13 protein-coding genes are annotated in these 16,388 nt (G+C 58.9%); 9 read left to right on the plus strand and 4 right to left on the minus strand.

What is annotated here, in order from left to right; genetic code table 11:
* Positions 1-30 precede the first annotated feature (30 nt).
* The 7 genes from clpP to PSH57_RS09675 all read left to right on the plus strand — a co-directional run bounded on the left by clpP (position 31) and on the right by PSH57_RS09675 (position 8,547).
* Positions 31-672, plus strand: coding sequence for an ATP-dependent Clp endopeptidase proteolytic subunit ClpP (gene clpP, locus PSH57_RS09645; RefSeq protein WP_256232966.1), 642 nt, complete (start codon positions 31-33; stop codon positions 670-672).
* A 107-nt stretch (positions 673-779) separates the two neighbouring features.
* Complete coding sequence (gene clpX / locus PSH57_RS09650; RefSeq protein ID WP_047228498.1) at positions 780-2,063, plus strand: ATP-dependent Clp protease ATP-binding subunit ClpX; 1,284 nt, start codon at positions 780-782, stop codon at positions 2,061-2,063.
* A gap of 161 nt (positions 2,064-2,224) precedes the next feature.
* Positions 2,225-4,621 (plus strand): endopeptidase La, encoded by a 2,397-nt coding sequence (lon, locus tag PSH57_RS09655; protein WP_305389193.1) that lies wholly within the window; start codon positions 2,225-2,227, stop codon positions 4,619-4,621.
* A 150-nt stretch (positions 4,622-4,771) separates the two neighbouring features.
* Positions 4,772-5,047: an HU family DNA-binding protein gene (locus tag PSH57_RS09660; RefSeq protein WP_047228496.1), complete on the plus strand. Its 276-nt coding sequence runs from the start codon at positions 4,772-4,774 to the stop codon at positions 5,045-5,047.
* A 224-nt stretch (positions 5,048-5,271) separates the two neighbouring features.
* The gene (locus PSH57_RS09665; protein WP_305389194.1) at positions 5,272-7,143 is read left to right on the plus strand and encodes a SurA N-terminal domain-containing protein; all 1,872 of its coding nucleotides are present in this window, start codon (positions 5,272-5,274) and stop codon (positions 7,141-7,143) included.
* Between the two features lie 221 nt (positions 7,144-7,364).
* Positions 7,365-8,285 (plus strand): DUF2242 domain-containing protein, encoded by a 921-nt coding sequence (locus tag PSH57_RS09670; protein ID WP_305389196.1) that lies wholly within the window; start codon positions 7,365-7,367, stop codon positions 8,283-8,285.
* A gap of 76 nt (positions 8,286-8,361) precedes the next feature.
* A complete protein-coding gene (locus PSH57_RS09675; protein ID WP_305390507.1) occupies positions 8,362-8,547 on the plus strand; it encodes a hypothetical protein in 186 nt (61 codons plus the stop codon).
* A 28-nt stretch (positions 8,548-8,575) separates the two neighbouring features.
* Here PSH57_RS09675 and PSH57_RS09680 read toward each other — a convergent pair whose 3' ends face one another.
* Both PSH57_RS09680 and PSH57_RS09685 read right to left on the minus strand, forming a co-directional pair.
* Complete coding sequence (locus tag PSH57_RS09680; RefSeq protein WP_305389197.1) at positions 8,576-9,613, minus strand: AraC family transcriptional regulator; 1,038 nt, start codon at positions 9,611-9,613, stop codon at positions 8,576-8,578.
* Positions 9,614-9,617: 4 nt separating this feature from the next.
* Positions 9,618-10,748, minus strand: coding sequence for a carbon-nitrogen hydrolase family protein (locus tag PSH57_RS09685; protein ID WP_305389198.1), 1,131 nt, complete (start codon positions 10,746-10,748; stop codon positions 9,618-9,620).
* Between the two features lie 208 nt (positions 10,749-10,956).
* Here PSH57_RS09685 and PSH57_RS09690 point away from each other — a divergent pair, with 208 nt between their 5' ends.
* Positions 10,957-12,996 (plus strand): oxidoreductase, encoded by a 2,040-nt coding sequence (locus PSH57_RS09690; RefSeq protein ID WP_305389199.1) that lies wholly within the window; start codon positions 10,957-10,959, stop codon positions 12,994-12,996.
* A 198-nt stretch (positions 12,997-13,194) separates the two neighbouring features.
* Positions 13,195-14,103 (plus strand): 1-aminocyclopropane-1-carboxylate deaminase/D-cysteine desulfhydrase, encoded by a 909-nt coding sequence (locus tag PSH57_RS09695; protein WP_305390339.1) that lies wholly within the window; start codon positions 13,195-13,197, stop codon positions 14,101-14,103.
* A gap of 6 nt (positions 14,104-14,109) precedes the next feature.
* On the opposite strand, the gene PSH57_RS09700 is transcribed toward PSH57_RS09695, so the two are convergent.
* Both PSH57_RS09700 and PSH57_RS09705 read right to left on the minus strand, forming a co-directional pair.
* The gene (locus PSH57_RS09700) at positions 14,110-14,658 is read right to left on the minus strand and encodes a cytochrome b (RefSeq protein ID WP_305389200.1); all 549 of its coding nucleotides are present in this window, start codon (positions 14,656-14,658) and stop codon (positions 14,110-14,112) included.
* A gap of 176 nt (positions 14,659-14,834) precedes the next feature.
* The gene (locus PSH57_RS09705; protein ID WP_305389201.1) at positions 14,835-16,241 is read right to left on the minus strand and encodes a type VI secretion system Vgr family protein; all 1,407 of its coding nucleotides are present in this window, start codon (positions 16,239-16,241) and stop codon (positions 14,835-14,837) included.
* Positions 16,242-16,388 lie beyond the last annotated feature (147 nt).

Here is a 16,388-nt window from a genome sequence, read left to right on the forward strand (position 1 = left end):
GACATAACTATTTGGGAGTGACTGCGAGACATGTCCCGCAATTCTTTTTATCAGCAGAACTCTGACATCCAGGCCGCAGGCGGCCTGGTCCCGATGGTTATCGAGCAATCTGCCCGTGGCGAGCGTGCCTATGACATCTATTCGCGTCTGCTCAAGGAGCGCGTCATTTTCCTGATCGGCCCCGTTGAAGACTACATGGCCAACCTGGTTGCGGCGCAACTGCTGTTCCTTGAAGCGGAAAACCCGGACAAGGATATCCATCTGTACATCAACTCACCTGGCGGCTCGGTGACAGCAGGCATGTCGATCTACGACACCATGCAGTTCATCAAGCCCGACGTTTCCACCATCTGCATCGGCCAGGCCTGCAGCATGGGCGCATTCCTGCTCGCCGGTGGCGCGGCGGGCAAGCGTCATTGCCTGCCTAATTCGCGCATGATGATTCACCAGCCGTTGGGTGGTTTTCAGGGGCAGGCGTCGGACATCGACATCCATGCCAAGGAAATCCTGCACATTCGTTCGCGCCTGAACTCGCTGCTGGCCCATCACACCGGTCAAAGCCTCGAAACCATTGAGCGCGACACCGAGCGTGACAACTTCATGAGCGCTGAGCGTGCGGCCGAATATGGCCTGATCGACTCCGTGATCAACAAGCGTCAAATGCCTGCCTAAGCCGCTCAAAATGCAGGTGGTTGGGATGACCGGCCGCCTGCGGGCTTGAAAAAGCCCGCAATTGCCTTCATCTTGTGTTGCAAGCCTATCGGATTTGGATCGATCGAATGACTGACACCCGCAACGGCGAGGACAACGGCAAACTGCTTTATTGCTCCTTCTGTGGCAAAAGCCAGCATGAAGTACGCAAATTGATTGCCGGCCCCTCGGTCTTCATTTGCGACGAGTGCGTCGACCTGTGCAATGACATCATCCGCGAGGAGGTGCAGGAAGCCCAGGCCGAAAGCAGCGCGCATAAGTTGCCTTCGCCTAAAGAAATCAGCGGCATCCTTGATCAATATGTCATTGGTCAGGAGCGCGCGAAAAAGGTATTGGCCGTAGCGGTGTACAACCACTACAAGCGCCTGAACCAACGTGACAAAAAGAATGACGAGGTCGAACTCGGCAAGAGCAACATCCTGCTGATCGGCCCGACAGGCTCGGGTAAAACCCTGCTTGCCGAAACCCTGGCCCGTTTGCTGAACGTTCCATTCACCATCGCCGACGCAACCACCCTCACCGAGGCAGGTTATGTGGGTGAGGATGTCGAGAACATCATTCAGAAACTGTTGCAGAAGTGCGATTACGATGTGGAAAAGGCCCAGATGGGTATTGTCTACATCGACGAAATCGACAAGATTTCCCGCAAGTCCGACAACCCGTCCATCACCCGGGATGTTTCCGGCGAGGGCGTGCAGCAGGCCTTGCTCAAGTTGATCGAAGGCACGGTCGCTTCGGTTCCGCCTCAGGGTGGTCGCAAGCATCCGCAGCAGGAGTTCCTGCAGGTCGACACGCGTAACATCCTGTTCATCTGCGGCGGCGCGTTCTCCGGCCTGGAAAAGGTTATTCAAAACCGTTCCACCCGTGGTGGTATTGGTTTCAATGCCGAAGTGCGTAGCAAGGAAGAGGGTAAGAAGGTCGGTGAATCCCTGCGTGAAGTCGAACCTGATGATCTGGTCAAGTTCGGGCTGATCCCGGAATTCGTGGGTCGCTTGCCGGTTCTGGCGACGCTGGACGAGTTGGATGAAGCAGCATTGATGCAGATTCTGACCGAGCCGAAGAATGCCCTGACCAAGCAATATGCCAAGCTGTTCGAAATGGAAGGTGTAGACCTGGAGTTCCGTTCCGACGCGCTGAAATCGGTTGCCAAGCGAGCCCTGGAGCGTAAAACCGGTGCCCGTGGGTTGCGCTCGATTCTGGAAGGCGTATTGCTCGACACGATGTACGAGATCCCCTCGCAGTCCGAGGTGAGTAAAGTCGTGATCGACGAAAGCGTTATAGAAGGTAAGTCCAAGCCTTTGTATATCTACGAAAACAAAGAGCCGGCTGCCAAGGCCGCGCCGGACGCTTAAGCGTCCCGGTGTCGGAATAAAGAAGGGGCCTTCGGGCCCCTTTGCTTTTTGCGCGTTTTAGACGTGTCTTTGCGCTTGTTTTTTTTCAAGGCTGCCCCCATCTTGGTTTCAAGCTTACTTCCATCTGTTTCCGGCCTTGTGGCCGCCGTAGAGGCGAAATCATGAAGACAACCATCGAATTGCCTCTCCTGCCATTGCGTGATGTCGTGGTGTATCCGCACATGGTTATCCCGCTGTTCGTGGGGCGCGAGAAGTCTATCGAAGCCCTCGAGGCTGCGATGACGGGTGACAAGCAGATTCTTCTGTTGGCGCAGAGAAATCCTGCTGACGATGATCCCGGCGAAGACGCACTTTATCGCGTGGGTACAATTGCAACGGTTCTGCAGCTACTCAAGCTGCCCGACGGCACCGTCAAGGTGCTGGTCGAAGGCGAGCAGCGGGGCACGGTCGAGCGTTTCAGCGAAGTAGACGGCCATTGCCGGGCCGAAGTGTCACTGATCGACGAAGTGGACGCGCCTGAGCGTGAGTCTGAGGTGTTTGTCCGCAGTCTTTTGTCGCAGTTCGAACAATATGTGCAGTTGGGCAAGAAGGTGCCTGCTGAGGTCCTGTCGTCGCTTAACAGCATCGACGAACCTGGGCGGCTGGTCGATACGATGGCGGCCCACATGGCCCTCAAGATCGAGCAGAAGCAGGAAATTCTCGAAATCATCGATCTGTCTGCCCGCGTCGAACACGTGCTGGCATTGCTTGATGGCGAAATCGATCTGCTGCAGGTCGAGAAGCGCATTCGTGGTCGCGTCAAGAAACAGATGGAGCGCAGCCAGCGCGAGTACTACCTGAATGAGCAGATGAAGGCCATTCAGAAGGAGCTTGGCGACGGTGACGAAGGGCACAATGAAATCGAAGACCTGAAAAAGCGCATCGATGCTGCCGGTCTGCCCAAGGATGCGCTTGCCAAGGCCCAGGCCGAGCTGAACAAGCTCAAGCAAATGTCGCCGATGTCTGCCGAAGCCACCGTGGTGCGCTCCTATATCGACTGGCTGGTCCAGGTGCCGTGGAAAGCCCAGAGCAAGGTCCGTCTGGACCTGGCTCGTGCCGAAGACATTCTCGACGCCGACCATTACGGTCTGGAAGAGGTCAAGGAACGCATTCTCGAATACCTCGCCGTGCAAAAGCGCGTGAAGAAAATCCGCGGCCCGGTACTGTGCCTGGTGGGGCCTCCTGGGGTCGGTAAAACATCGCTGGCCGAGTCGATTGCTCATGCAACCAATCGAAAATTCGTGCGCATGGCCCTCGGTGGCGTACGCGATGAAGCGGAAATTCGTGGTCATCGCCGCACTTACATCGGGTCGATGCCAGGAAGATTGATTCAAAAGATGACCAAGGTCGGCGTGCGCAATCCGCTGTTTCTTTTGGATGAAATCGACAAGATGGGCAGCGATATGCGCGGTGATCCCGCCTCTGCGCTGCTCGAAGTGCTTGATCCTGAACAGAATCACAATTTCAACGATCACTATCTGGAGGTCGACTACGACCTGTCGGACGTGATGTTCCTCTGCACCTCCAACTCCATGAACATTCCGCCAGCATTGCTGGATCGGATGGAGGTGATTCGTCTGCCGGGCTACACCGAAGACGAGAAGATCAACATCGCCGTCAAATACCTTTCGCCCAAGCAGATCCAGGCCAACGGCCTGAAAAAAGGCGAGCTGGAATTTGACGAGGAAGCGATTCGCGACATCATCCGCTACTACACCCGCGAGGCGGGTGTGCGTGGTCTGGAGCGGCAAATTGCCAAGGTCTGCCGCAAGGCGGTCAAAGAGCATGCGCTGGAAAAACGCTTTGCGGTCAAGGTGACAGCGGATCTGCTGGAGCACTTCCTGGGTGTGCGCAAATTCCGCTACGGCCTTGCCGAGCAGCAGGATCAGATTGGTCAGGTGACCGGGCTTGCGTGGACTCAGGTCGGTGGTGAGTTGCTGACTATTGAAGCGGCCGTGGTACCGGGCAAGGGGCAACTGATCAAGACCGGTTCGCTGGGCGATGTGATGGTCGAGTCGATCACCGCGGCGCTGACGGTAGTGCGCAGCCGCGCCAGGAGCCTGGGCATTCCCCTGGACTTCCATGAGAAGCGCGACACCCATATCCATATGCCAGAAGGGGCAACGCCCAAGGACGGCCCTAGCGCCGGCGTGGGCATGTGTACGGCCCTGGTCTCCGCGCTGACCGGCATTCCGGTGCGTGCCGATGTCGCCATGACCGGTGAAATCACTCTGCGTGGCCAGGTATTGGCCATTGGCGGCCTGAAGGAAAAACTGCTGGCGGCTCACCGTGGCGGGATCAAGATCGTGATCATTCCTGAAGAGAATGTCCGCGATCTGAAGGAGATTCCTGACAACATAAAGCAGGATCTTCAGATCAAACCGGTTAAATGGATTGACGAGGTCCTGCAAATTGCGCTGCAATACGCGCCGGAGCCCTTGCCGGATGTGGCTCCAGAGATAGTCGCGAAGGACGATAAGCGAGAGTCTGACTCTAAGGAAAGAATTAGCACGCATTAATACGTATTTGCCTGGGGGGCTTCCTTGACAGTTTTTTAGAGCCCTTGTTATAAAGCGGCTCTTAAGTGTCTGTAGGCCATTCAGCACTCGTTTTTGCTTTCACCAAAAAAAACTTAGAATCATCTCAAAATAGATATAAGGGGACTTAGAGTGAACAAGTCGGAACTGATTGATGCTATCGCTGCATCCGCTGATATCCCGAAAGCTGCTGCTGGCCGTGCGCTGGACGCTGTGATCGAATCCGTCACTGGCGCTCTCAAGGCCGGCGACTCCGTTGTTCTGGTTGGTTTCGGCACCTTCTCCGTGACTGATCGTCCAGCACGTACAGGCCGCAACCCACAGACCGGCCAAACGCTGGAAATCCCTGCTGCCAAGAAGCCTGGTTTCAAAGCTGGCAAGGCCTTGAAAGAAGCCGTTAACGACTAAGGTTTTACCGAGTTTATCCGGGTCGGGGTCATGCCTGGCTTGGCAGCGGAGCGGTAATACGGCCGGTGTGTAGCCGGTCTGTCACGCCAGGACTCGCGGGTTTGGGTCCGTCCGCTCCGCCAGTTACGAGAAGGCGCATCCTCGGATGCGCCTTTCTTCTATCCGGATTCTACCCACGCTCCACGGTTGCCTAAATTTGAAGTTCAACCGTTTCTGGGGGACGCATGCTGCAGAATATCAGGGACAATTCACAAGGCTGGATTGCCAAAGCCATCATCGGGGTCATCGTCGTATTGATGGCGTTGACCGGTTTCGATGCCATTTTTCAAGCCACCACCAACAGCAATGACGCAGCCAAGGTCAACGGCGAAGAGATCAGCCAGAACGAGCTGAGCCAGGCGGTCGACATGCAACGCCGTCAGCTCATGCAACAGCTGGGCAAGGATTTCGACGCTTCGATGCTGGACGAGAAAATGCTGCGCGACTCAGCGCTCAAGGGCCTGATTGATCGCAAGCTGTTGTTGCAAGGCGCGCAAGATTCGAAATTCGCTTTCTCTGAAGCCGCGTTGGACCAGGTGATCCTGCAAACGCCTGAGTTTCAGGTCGATGGCAAATTCAGTGCCGAGCGTTTTGATCAGGTGATCCGCCAACTGGGTTACAGCCGCATGCAATTTCGCCAGATGCTGGCTCAGGAAATGCTGATCGGCCAGTTGCGCGCAGGTCTGGCTGGCAGTGGATTCGTCACCGATACCCAGGTGTTGGCCTTTGCCCGTCTGGAAAAACAGACCCGTGATTTCGCCACCTTGAATATCAAGGCCGACTCGTCGGCGGTGAAGCTGACCGACGATGAGGTCAAGGCTTACTACGACAAACATGCCAAGGAGTTCATGACGCCCGATCAGGTGGTCATCGACTATCTCGAGCTGAAAAAGTCTTCCTTCTTCGATCAGGTCAGCGTCAAGGACGAAGATCTGCAGGCGGCCTATCAGAAAGAAATCGCGAACCTGTCCGAACAGCGTCGCGCTGCGCACATCCTGATTGAAGTGAACGACAAGGTTACCGAAGCCCAGGCCAAGGCCAAGATCGAAGAGATTCAGGCTCGTCTGGCCAAGGGCGAATCGTTTGAGGCTTTGGCCAAAGAGTTCTCCCAGGACCCTGGCTCTGCGAATAATGGCGGCGACCTCGGTTATGCCGGTCCGGGCGTCTACGATCCGGAGTTCGAGAAAGCGCTGTATGCCTTGAGCAAGGATCAGGTTTCGGCACCGGTGCGCACCGATTTCGGTTATCACCTGATCAAGCTGCTGGGTGTCGAAGCACCTGAAGTGCCTACCTTTGCCAGCCTCAAGGACAAGCTTGTCCGCGAGCTGAAAACCCAGCAGGTTGAGCAGCGTTTCGTGGAGGCAACCAAGGAACTGGAGGATGCCTCCTATGAAGCCTCCGACTTGGCGCAGCCAGCCCAGGACCTGAAACTGACCGTTCACACGTCGGCGCCGTTCGGCCGTGAGGGTGGGGAAGGGATCGCGGCCAACCGCGCGGTGATCACCGCCGCGTTCAGCCCGGAGGTACTGGATGAAGGGGCTAACAGCACCGCCATCGAGCTGGACCCGGAAACCGTCGTGGTGCTACGAGCCAAGGAACACCGCAAGCCTGAGCAACTGCCGCTGGAAAGCGTGGAGGGTGCCATTCGCACTCAACTGGCCAAGGAGCATGCCAGCGCTGCGGCCAAGACCCGGGCCGATGAGCTGATCGCCGGTCTGCGCGACGGTAAGACTGCCTTGGACAAACCTGTCGAAGGTCAGAGCTGGAAAGTCATCGAAGCGGCGACCCGCAGCCAGGAAGGTATCGACCCGGCGGTACTGCAGGCGTTGTTCCGGATGCCGAAGCCCGAGTCGAAAGACAAGCCGACGTTCAGCAGTGTGACGTTGCCCGACGGTAGCTTGGTCGTCGTGCGTTTGAATGGTGTAAACGAAGCGGCGGCGCCGACTGACGAGGAGAAAGCTCAGTATCGACGCTATCTCGCCTCTCGTGTCGGCCAGCAGGACTTCGCTGCTTACCGCAAGCAATTGGAAAGTGAGGCGGACATCGAGCGCTTCTAAGTGCCCTGATGGCTTGCCCCAAAACGACCCGGCCGAAAGGCCGGGTTTTTTGTGTCTGTGTGTTGCATCGGACGCTATCTTCGTCGGGCCATCGAGTTCGCGTCTTTTTCCGGCCTGTAACCCCCAGTAGACTTGTAACCCCTTTGAGACAAGATTAGCCACGCTGCCTCCCAGCGTTCTGTTGCACAATACGCCCCGGATCGTTTTCCTCAGGATGTTCAATGTTCAGATCATTTCATATGCGCACCGTCGGGCTTGCACTGGTGCTGGCTACAGCAGTCGGTTGCTCGTCGAAGAAAACCGCTATCTACGAGCATGAAAACTTCGATGATTCCGGTACGTTCTCGCGCTCCTATTCAGTGAATGATGCGGCGACCTGCGAAGCTGGACGCCGGGCGTTACTCAGCCAGGGCTACATCATTACCAGCAGCGATCCGAAGCTGGTCAGCGGTCACAAGAGTTTTCAGCAGACCGGCGAAACCCATATGGAGATCAGTTTCAATCTGGTCTGTGCTGAAGACGGCGGTCCCGGACACCGTGCGACCATGTTTGCCAATGCCTTGCAGGACCGTTATGCACTGAAGAAAACCAACAATTCCGCGAGCCTGGGCGTGGGGGTGCTGGGGTCGGTTTCGATGCCGATCGGTTCGTCCGATGATTCGATGGTCAAAGTTGCCAGCGAAACCGTCTCGTCGGCCAAATTCTATGAACGTTTCTTTGCCCTCGTGGAGCTGTTCCTGCCTCCCGAGGCGAAGAAACCCGTGGAAGAAACCGAAAAACCCAAAGCGGAGCTGGGCGTTCCGGAAACCCGGGTCGAGCCGGCGACGTTGTCACCGGTTTCTACTCCAGAACCTGCCCCGATGCCCGTACCTGCTCCTGCTCCTGCTCCTGCTCCTGAGCCGGAACCTGCGCCCGAACCGGCACCAGCGCCTGTCGCGCCGGTAGAGGAGGCCACGCCCGCGCCTGTCGAGACTTCTCCTGCAAGTTCGGAGCCGGTCGCGCCGCCGGCCGAGCCCGCACCCATCGCACCCAGCGAACCTGAATCATCCGAGCCAGAATCGTCGACGCAAGCCATTACACCGCCACCCTCCAGCACCTTGCCGGCTCCCTCCGAGCCAATCCAGCCGCTTCCCGCCTCTTGATACTCAGTGGCAAGGGTGGAAATCCCTTGCCACACCTGCAAACAGTAATTTCCCAACGCTGTGCTACGTTTAATTCATGAAGCTTTTGCTTCATGTTTTGTTCATAAAGCGGCTTTATGCTGATTCCAGCGCCATCAGGCATCGGTTTCAACGTTACGTAGGGGAAGGACTCAAGATGGATGAATATCAGGAAGAGCTGCTGGAATATCAGGCGTATGAGCTCGATCCCTTGGAACCCGCCGAAGATGCGACGGAGTTGTAGATCAAGCTATAAGTTGTAAGCTTGAAGCTTAAGTGCTTCTACGACTGCGCCGAAACTCTCCAGGAGTCTGGTTGTTCCAGCGCTTGAAGGCGCGTTGAAATGCCTCGGCTGAGGCGAATCCCAGCAGGTAAGCGATTTCGCCGAATGCCAGTTCAGTGTCGCGAATGTAGGTCATGGCCAGGTCGCGGCGGGTGTCGTTGAGGATTGCGCGAAATTGCGTGCCTTCTTCGGCCAGTTTGCGACGCAGTGTCCAGGTTGGCAGCTTCAGACGCGCCGCCACTTCTTCCAGGTCGGGTTCCCGGCCGCCGTTGAGCAACGGCCCCAGCAGTTGGATGATGCGCTCGCGCAGGCTGCGGGTGCGGGTCAACTGCTCCAGTTCCCGTTCACACAGCTGAATCAGGTGTCGCCAGGTGCCAGGGCAATGCTGGGGGTTGCGTTGGGCGAGACTGTCCAGCCCCAGGCGCAGCTGATTGTGTTCGGCGCCGAACTGGATCGGACAGTCACCGACCGCGCGATAGGCTTCCAGGTATGCCGGTTCTTCGAACTCGATTTCTATACGTTCAGCCCTCAGCGCGACGCCACAAACGCAGGACAGCTGCGCAAGCCAGCCGGCGATGATCGAATCCACGACAAAGCGGTTGTAGGCGTTATAGGGGCTGATGGAATAGAACCGCAGCCACGCGCCTCGGGCGTCCTCATGAAAACTCGACTGACCGCGATAGTTGGAGCCGTACAGCGGCTCAAAGCGGATCATGCACCGCGCGGCTTCGCGCACCGTCGGCGCTTGGGCTGCAGTCACGCCCGCCAGCCCGGCCTGGCTCAAGCGACTAAGTTGGCCCATGCGCAAACCCAAGGCAGGGTCCTGGGTCTGTTGGATGGCTGCATGGCCCAGGCGCATGTAACGCGGGATCGACAGGCGAGCCCCGGGTTCGGCCAGCCGTGCTGCATCCAGACCGTATTGTTCGAGCAACGGCTGGGGATCTTGCCCATGGCTGGCCACCGCGTCGGCCAGGCTATGGACGAAGCTGACTGATAAGTCTCCCAACCGCATCGGTTGCGGTTTCATGGTGTTACAGCCACAGGTTCAGCAGGCGGGCACCACGGGCTTCGCCGTCGGAGAAATGCTCACCTTTATGGCTGATGAAACTGCGCCCGGCGCTGCCGCTGTCCCAGAACTGCCCTCGCAGGAAGACACTGATGCCGCCCCTGGCCTGGCTGCTGGGCGGCTGGCTGGTCAATGTCAGGCGATGCCAGGCCTGGCCTTCACTCACTTCCCCAGGCTTGAGGCTGACTTCGCTCGGCGTGGGCAGCCCTTTATAGCCACTCCAGGGTTTGTCCCAAGCATCGCGACCGTTGACGAACGCAGGCACCGCCACCAGTTGCGCACCTTGTTCATTAAGCTGCCGATAGTGGAGCGGGTACCAACTGTCGCTGCCGATCAGCACGCCCAGGCGACCGGCAGGGGTGTCGACGACGCTGATTGTGTCCGGCTGGTCTGGCCCAAGCACGCCCTGTTGCTCGAACACAGGATGCTGTTGGCGCTGTGGCTGGCCCAGCGGCCGACCGTCGCTGCCGAACACCAGGCTACTGTTGTACAGCGCGCCGCGGCCCACCTTCAGTTCGCCATCGCTGACGCTTGGCTCGGGCAGCACGATGGAGCCGGCCACCAGGGTCACGCCGAACTCCTTGGCGAGTCCACCGAACAGTGCCTGGTAGTCACGGGCCATGGTGTCGGCTTTCATGCGCAGGTAAGCATCGTCCAGTCGGTTGTCACCTTGTGCGCTGACCAGCGCCCGGACGAACGCCAGCGGGTTGCTGACCGCCAGCCAATTCATGGCTTCCTTCAACGTGGCGGCCTGATACAACTCGTCTTTTTCACCGCTGACCATCAGCCAGGTGCCAATGTGCTCGGGCAACACCACCACGGTTTTGTCATTGAGCAAACCCTGGTCACGAGCGGCCTGAAGATAGGCCGCGAGTTTGCGATGCAGGCGTTCGGGGTTCTGGTAGTCGGTGGGGAACAGTTCGGGCTGGATGCCCAGCAAGTTGCCTCGATCGGCGGGGGTGCCCTGGTCAACCGCCAGATTGATGCGAAGGTCTGACAGGTAATGACCCGCCGGACGATCCACCGTCCACAGTGCGTAGGTGATCAGGGCGGCAATCAAGGCCAGTGACAACAGTAGGTACAGAAGTTTGCGCATGGGGAACAGTCAGCGGCCGTGTGCGGATTCACTGACTAGGGTAGGGCCCACGACGGGGTGTTGCCAAGGGGCGTTGCGCATTTGGATCATTAAGTTGTCAGTTACGGCCATTGAGCACGCACCTCTCGGCTCTTAGGCTGTCTGGTATGACTGATGGAAGCCGCAGAGCCTCCACATTTTTCCGTGATCGCCCGTTGTGGAGTTATCGATGACCGCCCCTCATTACCCGCACCTGCTGGCCCCGCTGAACCTGGGTTTTACCACGTTGCGCAACCGCACCCTGATGGGGTCGATGCACACTGGTCTTGAAGAAAAACCCGGTGGTTTCGAGCGCATGGCGGCGTATTTTGCCGAGCGTGCGCGTGGCGGCGTGGGGCTGATGGTCACCGGCGGAATCGGGCCGAACGACGAGGGCGGCGTGTACTCTGGCGCGGCCAAGCTGACTACCGAGGAAGAAGCCCTCAAGCACCAGATTGTTACCCGTGCCGTACACGAGGCCGGCGGCAAGATTTGCATGCAGATTCTCCACGCCGGGCGCTACGCCTACAGCCCCAAGCAGGTGGCACCGAGCGCGATCCAGGCGCCGATCAACCCGTTCAAGCCCAAGGAGCTGGACGAGGAGGGTATCGAGAAACAAATCAGTGATTTCGTTACTTGCTCGGTCCTGGCGCAAAAAGCCGAGTACGACGGTGTCGAGATCATGGGCTCGGAAGGTTATTTCATTAACCAGTTCCTGGCGGCCCATACCAACCACCGCACCGATCGCTGGGGCGGCAGCTACGAGAATCGTATGCGCCTGCCGGTGGAAATCGTGCGTCGGGTGCGTGAGGCGGTCGGGCCCAACTTCATCATCATCTTTCGCCTGTCGATGCTCGACCTGGTGGAAGGCGGCAGCAGCTGGGACGAAATCGTTCAATTGGCCAAAGCCATCGAGCAGGCCGGGGCGACGATCATAAACACCGGTATCGGCTGGCACGAGGCGCGGATTCCAACCATCGCCACCAAGGTTCCGCGAGCGGCGTTCAGCAAGGTCACCGCCAAACTGCGCGGTTCGGTGAGTATTCCGCTGATCACCACCAACCGCATCAACACCCCTGAAGTGGCCGAGCAGATCCTGGCCGAAGGCGACGCTGACATGGTGTCCATGGCGCGGCCGTTCCTGGCCGATCCGGAGTTCGTCAACAAGGCTGCCGCCGGGCGCGCGGATGAAATCAACACCTGCATCGGCTGCAACCAGGCCTGCCTTGACCATACCTTCGGCGGCAAGCTCACCAGTTGCCTGGTGAACCCACGGGCGTGCCATGAAACCGAACTCAATTACTTGCCGGTCACCCAGGTGAAAAAAATCGCTGTGGTCGGTGCCGGCCCGGCCGGTTTGTCCGCAGCCACCGTGGCGGCCGAACGGGGGCATCAGGTGACGCTGTTCGATTCGGCCAGCGAAATTGGCGGCCAGTTCAACATCGCCAAGCGGGTGCCAGGCAAGGAAGAGTTCTTCGAAACCCTGCGCTATTTCAAGCGCAAACTGCAGACCAGCAACGTCGAGCTGTGCCTCAACACACGGGTGGATGTGGCGCAATTGGTTGCCGGTGGTTTCGACGAGATCATCCTGGCCACCGGTATTGCCCCGCGAGTACCGGCGATCCCTGGTGTGGAGCATGCCAAGGTGCTGAGCTACCTGGACGTGATCCTGGAGCGCAAGCCGGTGGGCCGCAGTGTCGCGGTGATCGGCGCCGGTGGTATCGGCTTCGATGTGTCGGAGTTTCTGGTTCATCAGGGCATAGCCACTAGCCAGGACCGTGCAGCGTTCTGGAAGGAGTGGGGCATCGATACCCGGCTCCAGGCTCGCGGCGGGGTCGCCGGGATCAAGGCCGAGCCCCATGCCCCGGCGCGCCAGGTGTTCCTGCTGCAGCGCAAGAAGTCCAAGGTTGGCGACGGCCTGGGCAAGACCACCGGTTGGATTCACCGCACGGGGCTGAAGAACAAGCAGGTGCAAATGCTCAACAGCGTCGAGTACCTGAAAATCGACGACGAAGGCTTGCACATTCGTATCGGTGAGGCCGGCGAGCCGCAACTGCTGGCAGTGGACAACATTGTGATTTGCGCCGGCCAGGATCCGTTGCGCGAGTTGCAGCAAGGCTTGGAAGCGGCGGGGCAAACTGTTCATCTCATTGGCGGTGCCGACGTCGCGGCGGAGCTGGATGCCAAGCGGGCGATCAACCAGGGGTCGCGATTGGCGGCGCAGTTGTAAGACACCGAATCTGCGGGCGCCTGAGCCCCTGTGTGCGAGCCTGCTCGCGATAGCGATGAGCCAGTTGCATGAGAGTTTACTGACCCACCGTCATCGCGAGCAGGCTCGCTCCCACAGGAGGTTGCAATGAGCACAGACACGCAGGTCATCACGACCGAGCTGTTAAGCTTGCAGCTTGTCCCGATTCGGCCTGCTGCAATGTTGCTTTCCTGCCTCGACTGGCACCCACAACCCCGCCTGGAACCCCTTCATCTGGACTGGCTCGCCCGTGCCGGAGTTGAAGTGGCGGTGTTGCGTCTGGACCAGATCGATCCACTGATCAGCGGCAACAAGTGGTTCAAGCTGGTTCACCATGTGCGCGCTGCTCATGAGGCCGGTGCCCAGGGGATCATGAGTCTGGGCGGTGCCTATTCCAACCATCTGCATGCGCTGGCCGCTGCGGGCAAGCGCTTCGGGTTCCCAACGGTCGGGCTGCTGCGCGGCCATCCCCAGGAAACGCCGACGGTCCTCGACTTGAAAGCGTTCGACATGGATCTGCACTGGCTGGGTTATGGCGGGTACCGAGGGCGGCACGCCGCGGATTTCTGGCTGCCCTGGCAGGCGCAATATCCGCATTTGCACCCGGTGCCCGAGGGTGGTTCAGGATTACCCGGTGCCCAAGGCTGCATGGCTTGGGTGACCAGTGCCCGTGAACAACTGGCGGCGTTGGGGTGGGCGGATTATCACGGTTGGTGGCTGGCCTGCGGCACCGGAACCTCATTGGCGGGGCTGGTGCTGGCCGAAGCGGGGCAGCGTGCGGTCTACGGTGTATTGGCCGTGCCTCAGGACCACGGCGTGGCACAGCAGGTCGAGAGCATTGTGGGGCCAGCGGGCCTTGGCAATGCGCGTTATGAGTTGTTCGACGGCAGCCGTGGCGGCTTCGCCCGGGTCGACGCCGAGCTCGTCGCCTTCATCCAGGCCACTGGCGCCATCGAACTGGAGCCGCTGTACACCGGCAAGGCGTTGATGTTGCTCAAGGCTCGGGTCGAGGCCGGACAGTTTGCCTGCGGCACCCGCTTGATTTTCGTACACACCGGCGGCTTGCAAGGCCGCCGAGGGTTTGAATGACCGGCGTCAGCCTCGTTTGGGCATCATCCGCAACAGGGTGTTATCACGCACGATGTAGTGGTGGTATAGCCCCGCCAGAGCATGCAGGCCAATCAGCCAGTAGCCGATAGTGCCCCCCAACTCATGCCAGCCCTCCAGTTGTTTGGCAAAGTCTTTGTCCTGATCGATCAGCAGCGGCAAGTCGAAACCATAGAACATCACCTGATGTCCTTTGGCACTGGTGATCAGCCATCCCAGCAGTGGCATGGTGATCATGAACAGGTACAACGCCCAGTGCATCAGGTGTGCAAGGAAGATCTGCCAGGCAGGCGAGGCGGGAAAAATGGCCGGAGCCTTCCCCCTGCTGCGGGCGAACAGGCGTAACCAGACCAGCACAAACACCGTCAGGCCGAGCATGAAGTGCGCTTCCTTGATCAGGGTTCGGCCGTCACTGTCCTTGGGGAATATCCCTCGCAGTTCGATGCAGGCATAAACCACGGCCAGCAGAATCAACATCAGCCAGTGCAAGGCGACCGTGACGGTGCTGTAGCGGTTTTCCGAGCTTTTCCAGGGCATGCAGGTATCTCCAGTCATCAGGTAAAGCACCGTCTTGAGCGGCGTTGTGCTTTTTACTGTAAGCCCGTTTCGCTAGGTTTGCTTGAGCCAGATCACGTTTGCCAGCATGAAATCCCGGTCAATACATTCACATGACGGCGGGCTGTTACGCAGCCGCGCGGGAACAAGCAGAGATGTCAGGGCGTCAGGTCTGGCGGGTTCAGGAGCCAATCCAATAGAGGTCTCGCATCATTGTGGTCCTGCACCGGTTTCGGCGGCGTAGGAGATTGTCCACCGCCGGTATCGACTCCCCCCAGGCATAGCACCGGCCTGTCGGGGTCGCCGTCGAGAAAACTCACCAGCACTTCGCTGCCGGCCATCAAGGCTGGGCCGTCGTGCAGCGTCAGTCGCGACACCGGCAGCGTGATGCCTTCGCTATCCGGCGTCCACAGGCTGACGGTGACATGACCGCGCTCATCGCGGCCGGCCGGCTGACCGGCAGGGCCGAGCACATGGGCCAGGTGGTAACCGGGGATGCATGGTTTGGGGTGCTTGAGGGCCGGCCTGAAGACGGTGGACCATGGAATGGCAGAGAACCGGTTACGGTAGTCCCGAGTTGCCGGTGTGCGCGGCTGGTTCGTTTCAAGGATGGAAAACTGCCGCCCGCGGTGCTGGATTTCGGTGATCAGCCATTGGTCGTTGAAGTTGGAGACCGGATGTTCACAGATCTGCACGATATGGCCACTGCGCAGGACCGGGTGGGTGCTGTGCCCTTGGATCTCCCGCTGTCGACAGCGCAGCCGCTCAAGTTTCCGGCGGCCGGCTTGATAACGATGAGCCAGCGCCGGATTGCCCCGTATCGTCTCGTGGTTTTCACCTTCGAAGGCGTGGTTCGCCGCGCTGTCGCCGACTTGGGTTATCTCGCGATCACTGCACCCGAGCGGCAGGCCAGGCGCCAGTGAGTGGTGACGCTGGTACAACTGCTTGATGGCCGGCTGCTGGCCGGCATCGGGGCGCAGGGTGAGTTCGACCGGACGCGCGCAGAAGCTTTTTGGGTCTTCGGCGAACACCAGGACATGATCATGGGGGGTGTGTTCGAAGTGGTAATGAATGCCTTCTTCCTCGCACAACCGGTGCAGCAACTCCAGGTCGCTCTCATCGTACTGGATACAGAACGGGCGGCAGGGGTACTGCCCATGTGGCAGATCGAAGCGGTAACGGTGGGCGGCTAGCGCGTGGTCTTCCAACAGGCGATGCAGTATCTGCACTACGTTGAGTCGATAGAAAACCCGCCGCCGCGGTCCCTGTTCCAGACGCTGCAGGTAAGGAACCAGCGTCAAACGATAGCCGATGCGATGCGATGCATGAGCAGTCAGGCCGACGCTTTGCACAATTGCATGCACGCCGGATTCGCCATCCAGTCGCAGGAAGGCTGGCTGGCCCAACAGAGTGTCGGGATTGATCGGCGGCGCCAGGCCAATCAATTCAAGGTCGAAGCGGTACGGCTGGTTAAGGGCTTCGCGACCGTTGAACCTCAGTACTTGCAGTCGCAAGTTGCTTTGCGTGAGTGTCAGGCTGAAGGGACTTTCCGTGTCGTTGCGCATCGCCGTTCTTACTTGCTGGGGGAGAAGGTCATGAGAGTACGGAACCACGGGATGAAAGGGGGCGGCGAATCGTTGTTTCGGAAATTCCCTACAACACGCTGGGGAAATGTTGATTCATCAGGGACAATTTTTTGGTCGATCAGCCGG

The sequence above is a fragment of the Pseudomonas hefeiensis genome (assembly GCF_030687835.1).
Lineage (GTDB): Bacteria > Pseudomonadota > Gammaproteobacteria > Pseudomonadales > Pseudomonadaceae > Aquipseudomonas > Aquipseudomonas hefeiensis.